Here is a 14907-nt window from a genome sequence, read left to right as displayed (position 1 = left end):
CCCGTTCGCATCGAGCCCTGAGCGCGCGTACCGCGGGCAGTCGAAGGGCTCGATGCGAACGGCGCTGGGGAGAACTCACGCCGCCCGCTCTTCGATTTTCCCGTCGTGCATCACGACCACGCGGTCGCAATGTTCGGCGAGTTCGGGGTCGTGGGTGATGATGAGCAAAGTCGCGCCCAGCGCGGCGCGGCGCGCAAAGATCAGTTCGATGATCGACTGGCCCGTCGCGGTGTCGAGATTGCCCGTCGGCTCGTCGGCAAAGATGATGGCGGGCGAACTTGCCATTGCGCGCGCGATGGCAACGCGCTGCTGTTCGCCGCCCGACAATTGCGCGGGATAATGTGTGAGGCGGTGGCCCAGGCCGACGGCTTCGAGTTCGGCGGCGGCGCGGCCGAACGGATCGGCAATCCCGGCGAGTTCGAGCGGCACGGCGACATTTTCCAAAGCGGTCATGGTCGGGAGCAGGTGAAAGGCCTGCAGCACGATGCCTATGCGGCCGCGCCGCGCGCGCGCCAGATCATCCTCGTCCATCGTCGCGAAATCGAGCCCCGCGACGTTGATGCTGCCGCCGTTGGCGCGTTCGAGCCCCGCGAGCACCGCCATCAGCGAGCTTTTGCCCGACCCTGACGGTCCGAGCAGCGCGACCGAGGTGCCTGCGGGAACTTCCAGATCGACGCCGCGCAAAATTTCGACAGGGGCCTTGTCGCTTCCGAGCGTCAGCGTCACATTATGGGCGGCGATCGCCAGGTCTGGCGAAGGTCGAGGCGCGTCGGTCAAGAAGGGACCCTTTGAAATGAGAACGGCCGGATGGCGCTCTTTGTTGATATATGGTTGCGCAATTGCGCTTTGCCAACCGCTCGCCGCGTGCGGATCGGCGGAAAACCCGTCGGCTTCGACCAATGACAAGGTCGCGGCGAAAACGGCGCCGGTGATCCCCGCCGACGCACCGCTTGTGATCGCGTTCGGCGACAGCCTCTACGCGGGATACCAGCTTGGCCCAAAGGAAGGCCTCGCGCCGCAATTGCAGGCCGCGCTTGCGGACGACGGCGTCGTCGCGCGCGTGCAGAATGCGGGTGTCTCGGGCGACACGACCGCCGCGGGGCGCCAGCGCCTGACCTATGTGCTCGACAATGCAAAGACAAAGCCCTCGCTCGTCGTGCTCGGCCTCGGCGGGAACGACATGCTGCGCGGCATCGGTCCCGACCAGACGCGCGCCAATCTCGACGCGATGCTCGCCGAGCTAAAGAAGCGTGATATTCCGGTGTTGCTCACCGGCATGTTGGCCGCGCCGAATCTCGGCAGCGACTATGCGAAGAAGTTCAACCCCATCTACCCCGAACTCGCGTCGAAATATGCGGCAAGCTTCTATCCCTTCATCCTCGACAATGTCGTCACCGACAAGGCGCTGATGCTCGGCGACAATATGCATCCCAATGCCAAGGGGGTGACGGTGGTGGCCGAGGGACTGGCGCCGCTGGTCGAACAGGCGCTGCCGAACGCGGGCTAACTCCCCCGCGGCCCGAACAATATGATCGCCGCGCCGCCCAGGCACACGGCGGCGCCGATCAGGTCCCAGCGGTCGGGCTTCGCACCTTCGACCGCCCACAGCCACATGAGCGCCGAGACGATATAGACGCCGCCATAGGCCGCGTAGGTGCGCCCCGCATGCTCGGCATCGACCAGTGTCAGCAGATAGGCGAACAGCGCGAGCGCCGCCATGCCGGGCGCGATCCACCAGATGGACTTGCCGAGCCGGAGCCAAGCCCAGAAGGCGAAGCAACCCGCGATTTCGGCCAGCGCGGCCCCGATATAGGCAAAGGCAGTCATCGCCCCACCGTGGCGCGCGCGCGACCGAAATGGAAGAAGATGATTGTCGACGCCGCGCAATTGTCCGCTCTGGGATGGGCAGCGGACGTTCAGTCACTCACTTCCGTCATCCCGGGCTTGACCCGGGATCCCGCTTTTTGAAGGCGCTCACTGGTTTCGACCTCAAGCGGGACCCCGGATCAAGTCCGGAGTGACGACGAAAGATAGGGCGGCTCCCGGTCGAAACCCGCAATCCAAAAGAAAAGGGGCGACCCGCAGGCCGCCCCTTCTTTGTCATTCGCTGTTCCGAAAGGATCAGAAAGCGAAGCCGACGCCGACGACGAAGGTGTCGAAGTCGCCGAAGTTGTTGATGAACTGGTGACGATATTCACCCTTGGCATAGAGGTTCTGGCCCAGCTTGTGCTGGTAGCCGGCGCCGACGTACGGATCATCGACGTCGCCGAAGGTGTAGCCGCCGGTGGCGTAAAGCTTGCCGTTCGCACCGATCTTGGCGCCCGCGCGGCCGCCGGCCGAGAACTGGACCTTCGCGCCGTCGACGAGGACCTTGTCACCCGCGATTTCGGCACCGAGGAAGGTCGAGCTGCCGAGGTCGAAGTCATAACCGGCGGCGGCGCCGAGGGTGGCTTCGTCCTGGCCATTGCCGGTGATCAGACCGCCGCGGACTTCCACGCGGCCTTCGCCGCCGGGTGCTGCGAGTGCGGGGGTTGCAACGATGGCCGTCAGGAGAGCGGCTGCAACTGCGAATTTCTTCATGTTTTTTTCCTTCTGCTTTTAATCGGGTCACGCCCTTTGGGTCGCGACCGACCCCGTAAATGGGGCTCGCGGCTGTCGCTGCAATGAACGGATCGTTCAGAATGTGACAATTTTCTTACCTGTGTTATTTTTACCACACAGTATAGAATAGGTATGCGACCGCATAGCCCGGAAAACCGTGCATTTTGAACGCAGCTATTATGGTGAAGGGCGGCGCGGAGGCGCCTTTTGCCGGCAGCCTAGCCCAGCGCGGCCTGCTTCTCTTCGGCTATCCGGTCGAGCTCGGCACGAGTCGGCTTGGTCGCCGCGCTCTTCAACTGGCCGCACGCGGCCATGATGTCGCGTCCGCGCGGGGTGCGCACCGGTGCCGAAATCCCCGCCTTGAAAATCAGGCTGCTGAACGCGCGCACGCGTTCGGGCGTCGAACATTCATAAGGGGCGCCGGGCCATGGGTTGAAGGGGATCAGGTTGACCTTTGCGGGCAGCTTATACTGCTTGATCAGCCGGACGAGCTCGCGCGCATCCTCGTCGCTGTCATTCTTGTCCTTGAGCATCACATATTCGAAGGTGATGCGCCGCGCGTTGTTCGCGCCGGGATAATCGGCGCACGCCTGCAACAATTCCTCGATGCCATATTTGCGATTGAGCGGGACGATCTCGTCGCGGATTTCCTTCGACACCGCGTGGAGCGACACCGCTAGATTGACGCCGATCTCTTCGCCCGCGCGCGCCATCATCGGCACCACGCCGCTGGTCGACAGCGTGATACGCCGCTTCGACAGCGCCAAGCCGTCGCCGTCCATCACGATCTTGAGCGCGCCCTTCACCTCGTCGAAATTATAGAGCGGCTCGCCCATGCCCATCATCACGATGTTGGTAAGCATTCGTCCGTCGGCGGTATAATGACCAGCCTCGTCGTCGGCATCGTCGTCCTCGGGATCGGGGCCGAAGCCCGCCATCGTTCCCTTGGGCCATTCGCCGAGCGCGTCGCGCGCGAGCAGAACCTGCCCGACGATCTCGCCGGCGCCGAGGTTGCGGACGAGACGCATCGTCCCGGTGTGGCAGAAACGGCAGTTGAGCGTGCAGCCGACCTGGCTCGACACGCACAGCGTTCCCCGATCGGCGTCGGGGATGAAAACCATCTCATATTCCTGGCCGTCGGCGGCAGCGAGCAGCCATTTGCGCGTACCGTCGTTCGATACCTGCGCCTCGCGCACCGTCGGGCGGCCGATGATGAAGCGGTCGGTGAGCCAGGGCCGCATTGCCTTGGCGATATCGGTCATCGCCTCGAAATCGGTGACGCCGCGGTGATAGATCCAGTGCCATATCTGCTTGGCGCGCAGCTTCGCGGCCTTTGCGTCCAGACCCGCTTCGACCAGCACTCCGCCGATCGCGTCGCGCGTCAGTCCGACCAGGTCGATGCGGTTGCCGCCGCGCAAGGGAACGGTGCCCGTCGTGACGGGGTCGATATGGCCAGGAATCTGCATGATGCGCGGCCATATAGTGGGGAAGGGGCAAAAGAGCAATCTTCCGGCATCGATCCTCCCTGTCGCGCAGCGATGGGGAGGGGGACCGCGCCCGTAGGGCGTGGTGGAGGGGCCGCGACGCCGCGTTATAGCCCCTCCGTCAGCGCTTCGCGCTGCCACCTCCCCATGGCTTCGCCACGGGGAGGATTGTCTGAGCTTACAACGCCTTCAGCCGTTCCAGCACCTGCGGCACCGTCCCGCTCGCCTCGGCATTACGCAGCGGCAGGACATTCTGCACCAGGATTTCCGCGGGCGTCGGCTCTACGGCAAACAGCGCCATCACCTCGTCGGCGAACTCATCGAGCGGCATATAACCCTCGCGCGTCGATTGTCCCGGCGTCAGGTCGGTGCGGACGGCGGGCGGCGCCAGTTCGATCACTTCGACCTTGCCTTCCAACTGGATACGCAGCGCGACCGAATAGCTGTGGACCGCGGCCTTGGTCGCCGAATAGGTCGGCGCCTTGGGGAAGGGCACAAAGGCGAGCCCTGATGTCACATTGACAATCGCGCTGTCCGCCTGCGCCGCCAGATGATCGACCAGCGCATCGATCAGCCGGATCGGGCCGAGGATGTTGGTCACGACCGTCGCTTCGGCCTGCGTCAGGTCGCGCTTCGCGCTTACGTCCTCGGCATTCATGATACCGGCATTGTTCACCAGCACGTTGAGGCTCGGAAATTTCGCGACGATCTCTTTCGCGAAGGCCGCGATCGCATCGGCATCGGTGACGTCGAGCGACACCGCCGTCATATTCGGCCGGCCCGCGATCGTCGCCTCCAGCTTTGCGGCATTGCGCCCGGTGACGATGACCGTGTTGCCCGCATCGTGCCAACGCTGCGCGAGCGCCAACCCAATGCCCGAACCCCCGCCGGTGACGAGGATGGTGTTGCCTGTGGTTTTCATATTTGCCTCCTTTGGGGGTGGTGAGAAGGACTAGATATCCCTATACTCTCCAAAAGAAAGTAGGCACCCAAAAGTGCCATAGTTACCAAAAAGAGAGATTTGGATTTTCCGTCATGCCCACGCCCGAAAAAATCTCTTACGACCCCAATGCGCCGGTCGACCCGCGCGTCGAAACGCTCGTCAACGAACTGATCGGCCGAGTCGCCGACAAATGGACCCTACTCGTTCTTGAGGAGCTGGAGGATCACGGGACCTGCCGCTTCACCGAACTGTCGCGACGCGTCCCGGGCATCAGCCAAAAGATGCTGACGCAGACGCTGCGCCAGATGGAGCGCGACGGATTGTTGGTGCGGACGGTTCACCCGGTCGTCCCGCCCAAGGTCGAATATTGCCTGACCGACCTAGGCCACAGTCTGGGCGAAGCCTTTTGCGGCGTATGGGTCTGGGCGGAGGCCAATCTGGAAAAGGTGGCACGGGCCCGGATGGCGTTCGACGAGCGAACGTAATGTTTCGAAAAATGTGGGTTGACGCTGTGGCAGATTGCGGTCTCGATGATATTGATAAAATCAAATAACAATGTATGTCGTTCCGCAGTTCATAGTAGTTTGGAAAATTGAATGACATTGACGATATTGGTGGCAGTAATAGTCGGCGGCATCTTGGGGATGTTGATCTTGTCTTGGCTTGTAAGCTTCGTTGCTTTCAAAAAATTCGAGCCGGTCCCGCGCGCGGTTGCAACCGTACTCACGGCCTGGACGATCGCGACGCTGCTATATGGCTTCAACAGCGGAAGCTTTCTCTTCGCGGGAATTATATATGGCGTTGGTGCTGCCGTCGTCTTTTGGGAGCGCAAGCGTCGGTATGAAAAGCACTGGCTACCCGATGACCAGCTGACAGACACATTCAGTTAGTCTGCCTCATCTGGACCTCGCGAGTTTCCTGAGGGCAGCTTGAAAAGCCAGTGCCCCGGTGGCGTTCGACGAGCGGGGTGATCCGGGGTGATCCGGGGCGATTTGGAGCGACCGGGAATAGGCTCTCTTTCATCGTCACCCCGGACTTGATCCGGGGTCCCGCTTGCAGGCGAGAGCTGCCGATATACGAAAAAGAGCGGGATCCCGTTTCAAGCCCGGCATGGCGAAATTACATTATCGGAATAGCAAGCCGGGACCATGATCGTGCCCGAATCATGGTCCCGGCTTTGACGGGCCCTGCAACTTGGGTCCGCCGATCAGTTGCGGATCGAGCTGACCTGGATCAGTTGGTCGCGCGATGCGCTGGCAACCACCACATCGGCCTGTGCCGAGGCGACGCGCTTTGTGTCGCGGCGGCATTGCCGCACGTCATTCTTGCCCGCGATGTCGAAATCGGGGGCAGTTCCGCACACTTCGACGACGGCGCGCCAGATACGGCGGTCGAGCGCTTTGGTGCCGGCTTCGGTGCGGAGGTCGAGATCTTTGTGCGCCACTGCGACGCTCGGGTTCGCAGGGGCGGTTTGCGCCGAAGCAGGCTGGCCGATCGATACGGCAGCGAGGGCGGCGAGGATCAGAAGCTTTTGCATCTTGTTTCTCCATCGTCCGGCTGAGGAGGGGAGGAAGCCGGTGGAGAAGCAGATAATCCATGGCCAGGCGCGAAAGGAGCAACGATGTTGCCGGGCTATTCTGCAAAATTGCAGAATGAGGCCGCCCACATTATGTCGCACAAGGCGTCATGTATGATTGGAACGACCTCAAGGCCTTTCTGGCCGTTGCCGAAACCGGCAGCACGCTGTCTGCGGCGCAATCGATGCGTGTCAGCCAGACGACCGTCGCCCGGCGCATCGCGGCGCTCGAGGAAGCGACCGGCCTCAACCTGTTCGAGCGGCGACAGGCGGGCTATGCGCTGACCCCGGTAGGCGAAGCGATGCTGGCGAGCGCGATTGCCGTTCGCGACGCGGCCGACCGGTTCAGCGACGCTGCGGGAGCGCGGTCGCGCGATGCGGGCGGCACTGTCAGCGTGACGGTGATGGAAATTTTCGCGGTGACGATCCTGCCGCCGATCCTGCGCGACCTCCGCGCCGCGCATCCGGCGATCCATATCCATCTCGACACGTCGGACGAGCCGCGCGATCTCGCCACCGGTGCCGCGGACATCGCAATTCGCAGCAGCAAGCAGCCGACCGGCGCGGGCCTCGTCGGGCGGCGCATCGCCGACAATCCGTGGACTCTCTACAGCAGCCGCGATTATGCCGACCGTCACGGCATCCCGCACACCCGCGAAGAACTGGCCGCACACCCTTTCATCGGCGGGGGCGGTGCGGTTTGGGAACCCTATCAGGCGTGGCTCCGCCAATATCGGCTCGAGGATTCGGTGGTGATGCGATATGATACCGGGTCAGGACTCCTCGCCGGCGTACGCGCGGGCATGGGCCTCACCATATTGCCCGCCTTCATCGCGGAGCGCGAACCCGACCTGATCCGCTGCATCCCGCCCAAGAGCGAGGATACGACGGGCCTGTGGCTGCTGACCCACGAAAGGTTGCGCCACGTGCCCCGCGTGCGCCTGGTTCTCGACTTCCTCGCCGCCGGCCTGACGAAGCTTGCGCGAAGTAACGGCTAGCGGGAGCCGTTGGGGGCTGATCGTTCGCGGCGGGGAAATCGCTGTCCTACATTATTTGGCCGATCTAGCGTCTCGGCGATGACGAACGAGCCGTCGATCCTCCCGACCATGATTGACGCCGTTCCAGGGTCCTCGGTGCGCGTCATGCAGATCGATTTGCGAGTGAAGTTGCGCAGTTTTCCGCCGTTTCGAAAATGCGTCGCCTTTCCTTCTTTCGTCACCCTGGACGTGATCCGGGGGCCAGCTTACGTCGATGTGCCGCAGGGATTCCGGATCGAGTTCGGGATAACGAAGGGGGAGGGGAAAGGCGGATCGCGAGTGAAGTTGCGCAGAAATCAGCCACTTCCCCAAAAGGCCTCAACGCAGTTTCGCGCACCCCAGGGCAGCAGCGTCGATTGCGGTCGCGGCGCCGCGCAGCCGGTAAGTGTCGGCGATCGCGCCGCCGGTCGGCGTTCCGCTTTCGACGCTCATGCTCGGTGCCGACCGCATCGCCGCGATAATCGCGGCGTCCATCCGCGTATCGCTCGCCCACCCATGCGCTCCGTTGCCGGTCAGGATGAAGCGACGGCTGCCGATCGTCAGGCGGAGTTCGCGACCCGGCGCGCGCGCTTTCGACAAGCGGACATAAAATTGCCCGCGTATGCGCGATTTCGGCCAATAGCCGACGCTGGCATAGGCTTTCACCTGGGGTCTGCCGATCGTGGCGGCAGGCGCGGCGAGGGCGTAGCAGCGCGGCGTCGCAGGGTCGCGAAACGCGCCCCAGCCATCGAAAACACCAAGCGCGGTCGGACTGGCGGCAATCGCCAGGGCAGGCATCGCCGCTGCTATCAGGAAAAGGGAGGCCCAGCGCCGCATCGCGCCTCGTTCGCGCGATTGGGGATGCTTTGCAAGCATGGCTTGCACGCGCCGCCCTGTACGTTAAGGAAGGTGAACATTTTCAGGGGCCAGAATCGGGGCACGAATCGCCTCCGATGGTCTGTCCCTAAGGGACTTTTCCCGCGGAACACAGGGATGGCGGATTAAGAATGAAAGCGACGATCGAACGCGCAGTGTTGTTGAAGAGCCTCGGCCACGTTCAGTCGGTGGTCGAACGGCGCAATACGATCCCTATCCTCTCTAACGTCCTGATCGAAGCCGATGCATCGGGTCAGCTCAAACTGATGGCGACCGACCTCGATCTTCAGGTGGTGGAGACGATCGCGGCAAAGGTCGAAACGCCCGGGACGACCACTGTGTCGGCGCACACCCTCTTCGAAATCGCGCGCAAGCTGCCCGAAGGATCGGAAGTCAGCCTTGCCGCCGCCGAGGGCAAGATGCAGGTCAAGGCCGGCCGCTCGAACTTCAACCTGCCGACGCTGCCGCGCGACGATTTCCCGGTGATCGCCGAGGGTGACCTGCCGACCAATTTCGAGCTGCCCGTCGCCGAATTGATCCAGATCATCGACAAGACGCGCTTCGCGATCTCGACCGAGGAAACGCGTTATTACCTCAACGGTATCTTTCTGCACGTCGCCGAGGATGCGTCGGGCCCGGTGCTGAAGGCCGCGGCGACCGACGGCCACCGCCTCGCGCGCTACACCGTGACGCGTCCCGACGGTGCCTCGTCGATGCCCGACGTCATCGTGCCGCGCAAATGCGTCACCGAGATCCGCAAGCTGCTCGACGAGGCCGAAGGCAATGTCGAAATCAGCCTGTCGGCCAGCAAGGTCCGCTTCCAGCTTGGCAATGCGATCCTGACCTCGAAGCTGATCGACGGGACCTTTCCAGATTACAGCCGCGTCATTCCGACCGCGAATGACAAGCTGCTCAAGGTTGATCCGAAGAGCCTGTATCAGGGCGTCGACCGCGTCTCGACGATCGCCAGCGAAAAGACCCGTGCGGTCAAGGTCGGGCTCGACAAGGACCGCATCACGCTCAGCGTGACCAGCCCCGAAAACGGCACGGCTGCCGAAGAGGTTGCCGCGGTCTATGACAGCGACACGATGGAAATCGGCTTCAACGCCCGTTACCTCAGCGATATCCTTGGCCAGGTCGACGGCGATACCGTCGAACTCCACCTCGCCGACGCGAACGCTCCGACGCTGATCCGCGAAAGCGAAAAGAGCCCGGCGCTCTACGTGCTGATGCCGATGCGGGTCTGACGACCCGATAAAGCCCCTAAACGAAAAAGGCCCCGCGATTGCGGGGCCTTTTCTTATCCCGCCTTCGCGACCCGCCAGATTACGCCGCCGGTATCGTCGGCCACCAGCGCGCTGCCATCCTTTGCGACCTTGACGTCGGCCGGGCGGCCGCGAGTGGTCTTGCCATCCTTGCCGAGGAACTGGTCGAGCAAGGTGACCGGCAGCGCGTCGACCGGCTTGCCGTTGGCACCGAATTTGACGAACACGACGTCATAGCCGGTGACGGGCTCGCGGTTCCACGACCCGTGGCGGGCGATCAGCGCGCCATTCGCCCAGCGGTCGCCAAGGTCGAGGCCCTGCGTGAAAGTGAAGCCCAGCGGCGCGGTGTGGGCGCCAAGGCCATATTCGGGACGCTTGACATATTGCCGGCGATCCTCGGCCTCGGGCTCGACCCGCGGATCGACGAAACCGCCCCAATAATACCAGGGCCAGCCATAGAAATCGCCTTCGGTCACGTCGGTCAGATAGTCGGGCACCAGGTCGCTGCCGAGCATGTCGCGCTCGTTTACCACGGTCCACAGCCGGTCGCTGCCGGGATAGAAATTGAGGCCGACGGGATTGCGGATGCCGGCGGCGAACGTGCGCATATATTTATTCTCGGGCCGCACTTCGAGCACGCTGGCTCGGCGGAACTCGCGGTTCAATCCCGCTTCGCCAATATTGGAGTCTGCGCCGACGCCGATGTAGAGCCAGCCATTGGGGGCGACCGCAAGGCTCTTGGTCCAATGGCGGTTGGTCCCCTTGGCGGGCAGGTCGACGAGCTTGGTCGGCTTGCCGCTCATCTTCGTCTCGCCGGCCACATAAGGGAAGGCGAGCAGCGCGTCGGTGTTGGCGACGTACAGCGTGCTGCCGACGAGTGCCATGCCGTAGGGCGAATTCAATCCGGTGATATAGGCGGCCTTCACTTCGGCCTTGCCGTCGCCGTCGGCGTCGCGGAGCAGGGTGATCCGGTTCGCCGATGGCTTGCGGCCCGCGCCGCCTTTGCCCATCAGAGTCTTCATCACCGCGCCTTGCACGCCGCCATCCTTGCGCGGCGGGCTCTGCGATTCCGCGACGAGCACGTCACCGTTCGGAAGTACCAGCATGGTTCGCGGGTGATCGAGCCCTTCGGCGAAACGTGCGACCGCAAGCCCCTGCGCAACGCGCGGCGCTTGCCCGGCGGGCCAACTCGTCGCTTCGGGCACATTCACCGTCGGGAAAGTCTCGGTCTTTTGCGATGCCATCACTGGCACTCGCCCGCTGAGTTCAGCGGTCGAGAAGCGCGCAACGTCGGGTCGCGACATGATGTACAGCGTGATGCCGCCGATGATCAGCAGCAGCAACAGGGCGAGGGCGGCATATTTCAGGATCTTGCGCATGACGCCTGTCTACACGGGCGAAGCGCGGCGTCAAAGGGGTTGCATCGGAGGGCGAAGGTTAACCGAAGAAGCCTGGCAATTAACCTTACCCGATCGTTCATCACGGTTAGGAACGGTGCGGTGATGGGCGGGCGTTAGGGATCGGGGCACGACGTAACGGACCAGGAACAAGATGCACCTGCCTGCCCCCTTTCTCACCGATCGCGACGCGGTCGAGGATGCTCATGCGCTGATCAGCATGCACGGAGAAGAAGCAGGCTTCGCCGCCGCAACACGGGCAGAGCAATATCGCGTCCTCGGCAACCACGTCCATTTTGCGCGCTGGCGCCAGATCGAGCGGCTGATCACCTATTTGTCGGTCGAGGATATTCTCGACACAGTGCACTAAGGTTTAAACTCGCAAGCCCGCAGTCTCAGGCAGCCCAGCCATGATGTTCAGATTCTGGACGCATGCACCGCTCGCGCCCTTGCCCAGATTGTCGAGCCGCGCAACGAGACGTAGCTGACGGCCGAAAGAGTCGGAAAAGAGCGTCAACTCCATCCGGTCGGTCGCTTCGTCCTTCTGACTGAGCAGCAATTCGCTCTCGTCACCGCGCCGAACGCTGACCAGCGCCGATCCCTCGAAATGGGCGGCAATGGCATTGAATGCGGCATCGGCGGTCGGCGCGTCGAAACTCAGCGGCACCTCGACCAGCATCCCACGATACACGGGGACGACTGCCGGAGCGAACAATGGCGGATGCGTCAGGCCTGCGCCCCGCTGCATTTCGGGCACATGCTTGTGGTTCAATGACAGGCCATAGCTGCGAAACCCGATATCGGGTTCGGCTTCGAACCGTGCGATCAGCTCCTTGCCGCCGCCGGAATAACCCGACACCGCATTGACGCTGAGCCGCGCGTCGGCCGGGAGGATACCCGCTGCGACCAGTGGCGCGACGAGAGCGAGGAAACCCGTCGGATAGCAGCCCGGATTGCTCACGCGTGTCGAGGCGGCGATCGCCTCGCGCTGCCCCGCACTCAGTTCGGGAAAGCCATAGGCCCAACTCGGGGCGACGCGGTGCGCGGTCGAGGCGTCGATGACCATTGTGCTTTCGTTGCGGATCATCGCGACCGCCTCGATCGCCGCGGCGTCGGGCAGGCAGAGGATTACGAAATCGGCGCTGTTAAGCGCCTCGGCCCGGCGATTGGCGTCCTTGCGTTCCGCGTCGGGCAGGGTGATCAGTGCAAATTCGCTCCGACCGGCAAGCCGCTCGGCAATTTCCAGGCCCGTCGTTCCCGCCGCGCCGTCGATGAAGACCGTCTGTGTCATGATTTTTACCGCAGTCGTTTATAGCCGGAAACCGGCACATCATTCCCTTTCGCCGCCGAACGCTCGATTACGTCGGCCAGCGGTTCGCTGTTCACCGACATCCATCGTCGGCTGGCATGGATGATGGTCTGGCTGTCGGCCATGATGCCGACATGCCCCGGGAAGAAGACGAGATCGCCGCGTGCGAGCGCCGCCGGATCGACATCCTTGTCGGCTCCCAGCGACGCAAGCTGCAAGTCGCTGTCGCGTGGCAGTTGTACGCCCGCGGCCGCCCAAACAAGCTGGACGAGACCCGAGCAATCGATCCCCTTGGTGGTACGGCCGCCCCAGACATAGGGTGTACCGATCATCTGCTCGGCGAGTTCGGCCGGATCACCGTTCTCGGTGCCGACCTCGACAAGCGACGCGAGGGGCAGATAACCGTGCGAGGTCGCGAGCCATTCGCCCTCGGGCTCGCCCATCACTAGGGCGCCGCGCGGCAATACCCCGGGACCGCCGCTCGCCGCATCGGGCGCGCTGTGCAGCATGGCCTCGATCATCGCGACACGGTGTGTCGGTGCGATCGGCGCGGCGAGCGCTTCGGCGGCGAGATAGCCGACATAATGGTCCGCAAGGCAATATCCCCACGCCCAGCCACCGGTCAGGTCGAGCAAGGCGAAGCCTTCGCCGAACAGCAACTCGCTCGTCTGGTCGGCATCGACCGAAGGCGACGCACGCAGGGAAGCCGCGGGCAGCACGCCGCTGCGCATCATCGGTGCGGCATAATGCGGCGCGAAATGGGTTCCGGCGACGGCGATATCGGCAAGGTCGGGACGGATCGCGACGACGCGCGGATCGAAGCTTTGCGACGTGCCGGTCAGGCCAAAGCGATCGCGGCCCGCGCCGGCGGCGCCGGGACGCCCCATCCGCACGCGGTTTGCCGCTGAATTATCGCCACTTTCTGCTGTCACTTGCCGTCCTGTAAAAAGCTGGGTTCCGCGCGGGGCGGACAATCGCGCGCCATTAGACCAGCCGACCCCTCTTTATCAAGAATGTTCAGGTTTTTCCGCGGCGGTCGTAGCGTGCCTGCAGCATTGCCCAGGTGGCGCGGAGCCCCAGCGCGGCGCCGCCTTTCGGACGTCCGGGCTTTGCCGACGGGCGCCAGGCGAAGGTGTCGAGATGCGCCCATGCCACGCCGTCGGGGATGAAGCGTTTGAGAAACAGCGCGGCAGTGATCGACCCGGCGAAGGGCGAACTGCCCGCATTGCCGAGATCGGCGATGTCGGTTTCGAGCAGGTCGGCATAGCCGTCCCACAGCGGCATCCGCCAAAGCGGGTCGTCGCGGTCCGTCCCCGCCGCGAGCATCGCATCGGCGAGCGCATCGTCGTTGGCGAACAGCGGCGGAAGGTCGGGACCAAGCGCGACGCGCGCCGCGCCGGTCAATGTCGCGAAATCGACGATCAATTCGGGTTTGGCTTCACCGGCCTTTGCCAGCGCGTCGCCGAGCACGAGCCGGCCCTCGGCATCGGTGTTGCCGATTTCGACCGTCAGACCCTTGCGGCTCTTCAGCACGTCGCCAGGGCGGAAGGCATCCGATGAAATCGCATTCTCGGCAGCGGCGACAAGGCAGTGCAATCGCACCGGCAGGCCGCTAGCCATCACCAGTTCGGCAAGCGCGAGCACATGCGCCGCGCCGCCCATATCCTTCTTCATCAACCGCATGCCTGCCGCGGGCTTGATGTCGAGTCCGCCGCTGTCGAAGCTGATCCCCTTGCCGACCAGTGCGACGCGCGGATGATCCTCCTTGCCCCATTCGATCTCGATCAGGCGCGGCGCGTGATGCTTCGCCGCGGCGCGTCCGACCGCATGGATCATCGGATATCCCTGCTCCAGCGCCTCACCCTTGGTCACGCTGAACTTGCCGCCATGCGCCTTCGCAATGCGTTCGGCGGCCTTTTCGATCGCCGCAGGCCCCATGTCGGCGGCGGGCGTGTTGACGAGGTCGCGGACGAGCGCGGTCGCACGCATCTCGGCGACCAAGGGTGCGATGGCGCCCACGTCGCTGGTCAGCAGCACGCGCGGCCCCTTGGTGGGCGGGTTCGATTTATAGTCGTCGAAGCGATATTGCGAGCTCATCCAGCCGAACAGCGCCTTGCCGGGTTGCTGGCCTTCGACGCGATAACGGCCTTCGGGAAGGATCTGTCCCAGCTTGGCAAGGCACCAGGCCGACAGTTTCTGAGTGTTCGCAACCGTCGTGAGGACAGCCCATTTGTCGGGATCGTCGCCCGGCAGAATGGCATGGACGAATACGTCGGGTTTGAAACCGACCGCCGCAAGGTGTGCGCGTTCGCGTGCGCTGCGGCCTTTCAGCCATTCGTCATAGCCCTTTTTGTCGACAAGGTGGATCGGGCGCGCGTCCTGTCCCTTGTCGGGCTGGATCAGATCGGAATAGTCGGTCATGCACGCGGTGCTAGGCCGC

At 63.6% G+C, this 14907-nt stretch carries 17 protein-coding genes; 6 read left to right on the top strand and 11 right to left on the bottom strand.

What is annotated here, in order from left to right; genetic code table 11:
• Window positions 1–75: 75 nt before the first annotated feature.
• Complete coding sequence (locus SC1_RS13790) at window positions 76–777, bottom strand: ABC transporter ATP-binding protein (RefSeq protein ID WP_062182711.1); 702 nt, start codon at window positions 775–777, stop codon at window positions 76–78.
• Window positions 778–793: 16 nt separating this feature from the next.
• On the opposite strand from SC1_RS13790, the gene SC1_RS13785 reads away from it, so the two are divergent.
• The gene (locus SC1_RS13785; RefSeq protein WP_062182707.1) at window positions 794–1507 is read left to right on the top strand and encodes an arylesterase; all 714 of its coding nucleotides are present in this window, start codon (window positions 794–796) and stop codon (window positions 1505–1507) included.
• Here the strand turns inward: SC1_RS13785 and SC1_RS13780 are convergent.
• The 4 genes from SC1_RS13780 to SC1_RS13765 form a co-directional block, all read right to left on the bottom strand.
• Complete coding sequence (locus SC1_RS13780) at window positions 1504–1827, bottom strand: YnfA family protein (RefSeq protein WP_062184197.1); 324 nt, start codon at window positions 1825–1827, stop codon at window positions 1504–1506. The genes SC1_RS13785 and SC1_RS13780 overlap by 4 nt on opposite strands.
• Window positions 1828–2121: 294 nt before the next feature.
• Window positions 2122–2580: an outer membrane protein gene (locus SC1_RS13775; protein ID WP_062182703.1), complete on the bottom strand. Its 459-nt coding sequence runs from the start codon at window positions 2578–2580 to the stop codon at window positions 2122–2124.
• Window positions 2581–2819: 239 nt separating this feature from the next.
• Window positions 2820–4067 (bottom strand): 23S rRNA (adenine(2503)-C(2))-methyltransferase RlmN, encoded by a 1248-nt coding sequence (rlmN, locus tag SC1_RS13770; protein ID WP_062182700.1) that lies wholly within the window; start codon window positions 4065–4067, stop codon window positions 2820–2822.
• Window positions 4068–4263: 196 nt separating this feature from the next.
• The gene (locus tag SC1_RS13765) at window positions 4264–5007 is read right to left on the bottom strand and encodes an SDR family oxidoreductase (RefSeq protein ID WP_062182697.1); all 744 of its coding nucleotides are present in this window, start codon (window positions 5005–5007) and stop codon (window positions 4264–4266) included.
• A gap of 113 nt (window positions 5008–5120) precedes the next feature.
• On the opposite strand from SC1_RS13765, the gene SC1_RS13760 reads away from it, so the two are divergent.
• Both SC1_RS13760 and SC1_RS13755 read left to right on the top strand, forming a co-directional pair.
• A complete protein-coding gene (locus SC1_RS13760; RefSeq protein ID WP_062182694.1) occupies window positions 5121–5513 on the top strand; it encodes a helix-turn-helix domain-containing protein in 393 nt (130 codons plus the stop codon).
• 111 nt (window positions 5514–5624) lie between these two features.
• Window positions 5625–5918: a hypothetical protein gene (locus SC1_RS13755; protein ID WP_152682402.1), complete on the top strand. Its 294-nt coding sequence runs from the start codon at window positions 5625–5627 to the stop codon at window positions 5916–5918.
• Between the two features lie 317 nt (window positions 5919–6235).
• Here SC1_RS13755 and SC1_RS13750 read toward each other — a convergent pair whose 3' ends face one another.
• On the bottom strand, window positions 6236–6565 hold the full coding sequence (locus tag SC1_RS13750) for a UrcA family protein (protein WP_062182688.1): 330 nt from the start codon (window positions 6563–6565) through the stop codon (window positions 6236–6238).
• A gap of 149 nt (window positions 6566–6714) precedes the next feature.
• Here SC1_RS13750 and SC1_RS13745 point away from each other — a divergent pair, with 149 nt between their 5' ends.
• A complete protein-coding gene (locus SC1_RS13745) occupies window positions 6715–7602 on the top strand; it encodes a LysR family transcriptional regulator (RefSeq protein ID WP_062182685.1) in 888 nt (295 codons plus the stop codon).
• Between the two features lie 357 nt (window positions 7603–7959).
• Here the strand turns inward: SC1_RS13745 and SC1_RS13740 are convergent, their stop codons facing one another.
• Entirely contained in the window at window positions 7960–8457 is a 498-nt protein-coding gene (locus SC1_RS13740; RefSeq protein ID WP_062184194.1) for a hypothetical protein, read from the bottom strand.
• A gap of 170 nt (window positions 8458–8627) precedes the next feature.
• Between SC1_RS13740 and dnaN the strand changes: the two genes are divergently transcribed.
• Window positions 8628–9743, top strand: a complete 1116-nt coding sequence (gene dnaN, locus SC1_RS13735) for a DNA polymerase III subunit beta (protein WP_062182682.1) — start codon at window positions 8628–8630, stop codon at window positions 9741–9743.
• A 53-nt stretch (window positions 9744–9796) separates the two neighbouring features.
• Here the strand turns inward: dnaN and SC1_RS13730 are convergent, their stop codons facing one another.
• The gene (locus SC1_RS13730; protein WP_062182680.1) at window positions 9797–11140 is read right to left on the bottom strand and encodes a sorbosone dehydrogenase family protein; all 1344 of its coding nucleotides are present in this window, start codon (window positions 11138–11140) and stop codon (window positions 9797–9799) included.
• A gap of 172 nt (window positions 11141–11312) precedes the next feature.
• Here SC1_RS13730 and SC1_RS13725 point away from each other — a divergent pair, with 172 nt between their 5' ends.
• Window positions 11313–11528 (top strand): hypothetical protein, encoded by a 216-nt coding sequence (locus SC1_RS13725; RefSeq protein WP_062182677.1) that lies wholly within the window; start codon window positions 11313–11315, stop codon window positions 11526–11528.
• Window positions 11529–11531: 3 nt separating this feature from the next.
• Here SC1_RS13725 and argC read toward each other — a convergent pair whose 3' ends face one another.
• From argC to SC1_RS13710, 3 genes are all read right to left on the bottom strand, one after another.
• Window positions 11532–12449, bottom strand: a complete 918-nt coding sequence (gene argC / locus SC1_RS13720; protein ID WP_062182674.1) for an N-acetyl-gamma-glutamyl-phosphate reductase — start codon at window positions 12447–12449, stop codon at window positions 11532–11534.
• Between the two features lie 5 nt (window positions 12450–12454).
• Window positions 12455–13399, bottom strand: a complete 945-nt coding sequence (locus SC1_RS13715; RefSeq protein WP_238586697.1) for a C40 family peptidase — start codon at window positions 13397–13399, stop codon at window positions 12455–12457.
• A gap of 85 nt (window positions 13400–13484) precedes the next feature.
• Window positions 13485–14888, bottom strand: coding sequence for a M17 family metallopeptidase (locus SC1_RS13710; RefSeq protein WP_062182668.1), 1404 nt, complete (start codon window positions 14886–14888; stop codon window positions 13485–13487).
• Between the last annotated feature and the right edge of the window lie 19 nt (window positions 14889–14907).

It is taken from the genome of Sphingopyxis sp. C-1 (assembly GCF_001047015.1).
In the GTDB taxonomy this organism is placed as follows: domain Bacteria; phylum Pseudomonadota; class Alphaproteobacteria; order Sphingomonadales; family Sphingomonadaceae; genus Sphingopyxis.
Note: the sequence above shows the minus strand (reverse complement) of the source record. Positions and strands in the feature narration are given on the sequence as shown.

Bases quoted from the DNA above. Each gene is read 5' to 3' on its own strand.
- SC1_RS13760 (WP_062182694.1), top strand. From the start codon at position 5,121: ATGCCCACGCCCGAAAAAATCTCTTACGACCCCAATGCGCCGGTCGAC.
- SC1_RS13740 (WP_062184194.1), bottom strand. From the start codon at position 8,457: ATGCGGCGCTGGGCCTCCCTTTTCCTGATAGCAGCGGCGATGCCTGCC.
- dnaN (WP_062182682.1), top strand. From the start codon at position 8,628: ATGAAAGCGACGATCGAACGCGCAGTGTTGTTGAAGAGCCTCGGCCAC.
- SC1_RS13775 (WP_062182703.1), bottom strand. From the start codon at position 2,580: ATGAAGAAATTCGCAGTTGCAGCCGCTCTCCTGACGGCCATCGTTGCA.
- SC1_RS13745 (WP_062182685.1), top strand. From the start codon at position 6,715: ATGTATGATTGGAACGACCTCAAGGCCTTTCTGGCCGTTGCCGAAACC.
- SC1_RS13750 (WP_062182688.1), bottom strand. From the start codon at position 6,565: ATGCAAAAGCTTCTGATCCTCGCCGCCCTCGCTGCCGTATCGATCGGC.
- SC1_RS13730 (WP_062182680.1), bottom strand. From the start codon at position 11,140: ATGCGCAAGATCCTGAAATATGCCGCCCTCGCCCTGTTGCTGCTGCTG.
- rlmN (WP_062182700.1), bottom strand. From the start codon at position 4,067: ATGCAGATTCCTGGCCATATCGACCCCGTCACGACGGGCACCGTTCCC.
- SC1_RS13755 (WP_152682402.1), top strand. From the start codon at position 5,625: ATGACATTGACGATATTGGTGGCAGTAATAGTCGGCGGCATCTTGGGG.
- SC1_RS13780 (WP_062184197.1), bottom strand. From the start codon at position 1,827: ATGACTGCCTTTGCCTATATCGGGGCCGCGCTGGCCGAAATCGCGGGT.
- SC1_RS13765 (WP_062182697.1), bottom strand. From the start codon at position 5,007: ATGAAAACCACAGGCAACACCATCCTCGTCACCGGCGGGGGTTCGGGC.
- SC1_RS13710 (WP_062182668.1), bottom strand. From the start codon at position 14,888: ATGACCGACTATTCCGATCTGATCCAGCCCGACAAGGGACAGGACGCG.
- SC1_RS13725 (WP_062182677.1), top strand. From the start codon at position 11,313: ATGCACCTGCCTGCCCCCTTTCTCACCGATCGCGACGCGGTCGAGGAT.
- argC (WP_062182674.1), bottom strand. From the start codon at position 12,449: ATGACACAGACGGTCTTCATCGACGGCGCGGCGGGAACGACGGGCCTG.
- SC1_RS13785 (WP_062182707.1), top strand. From the start codon at position 794: ATGAGAACGGCCGGATGGCGCTCTTTGTTGATATATGGTTGCGCAATT.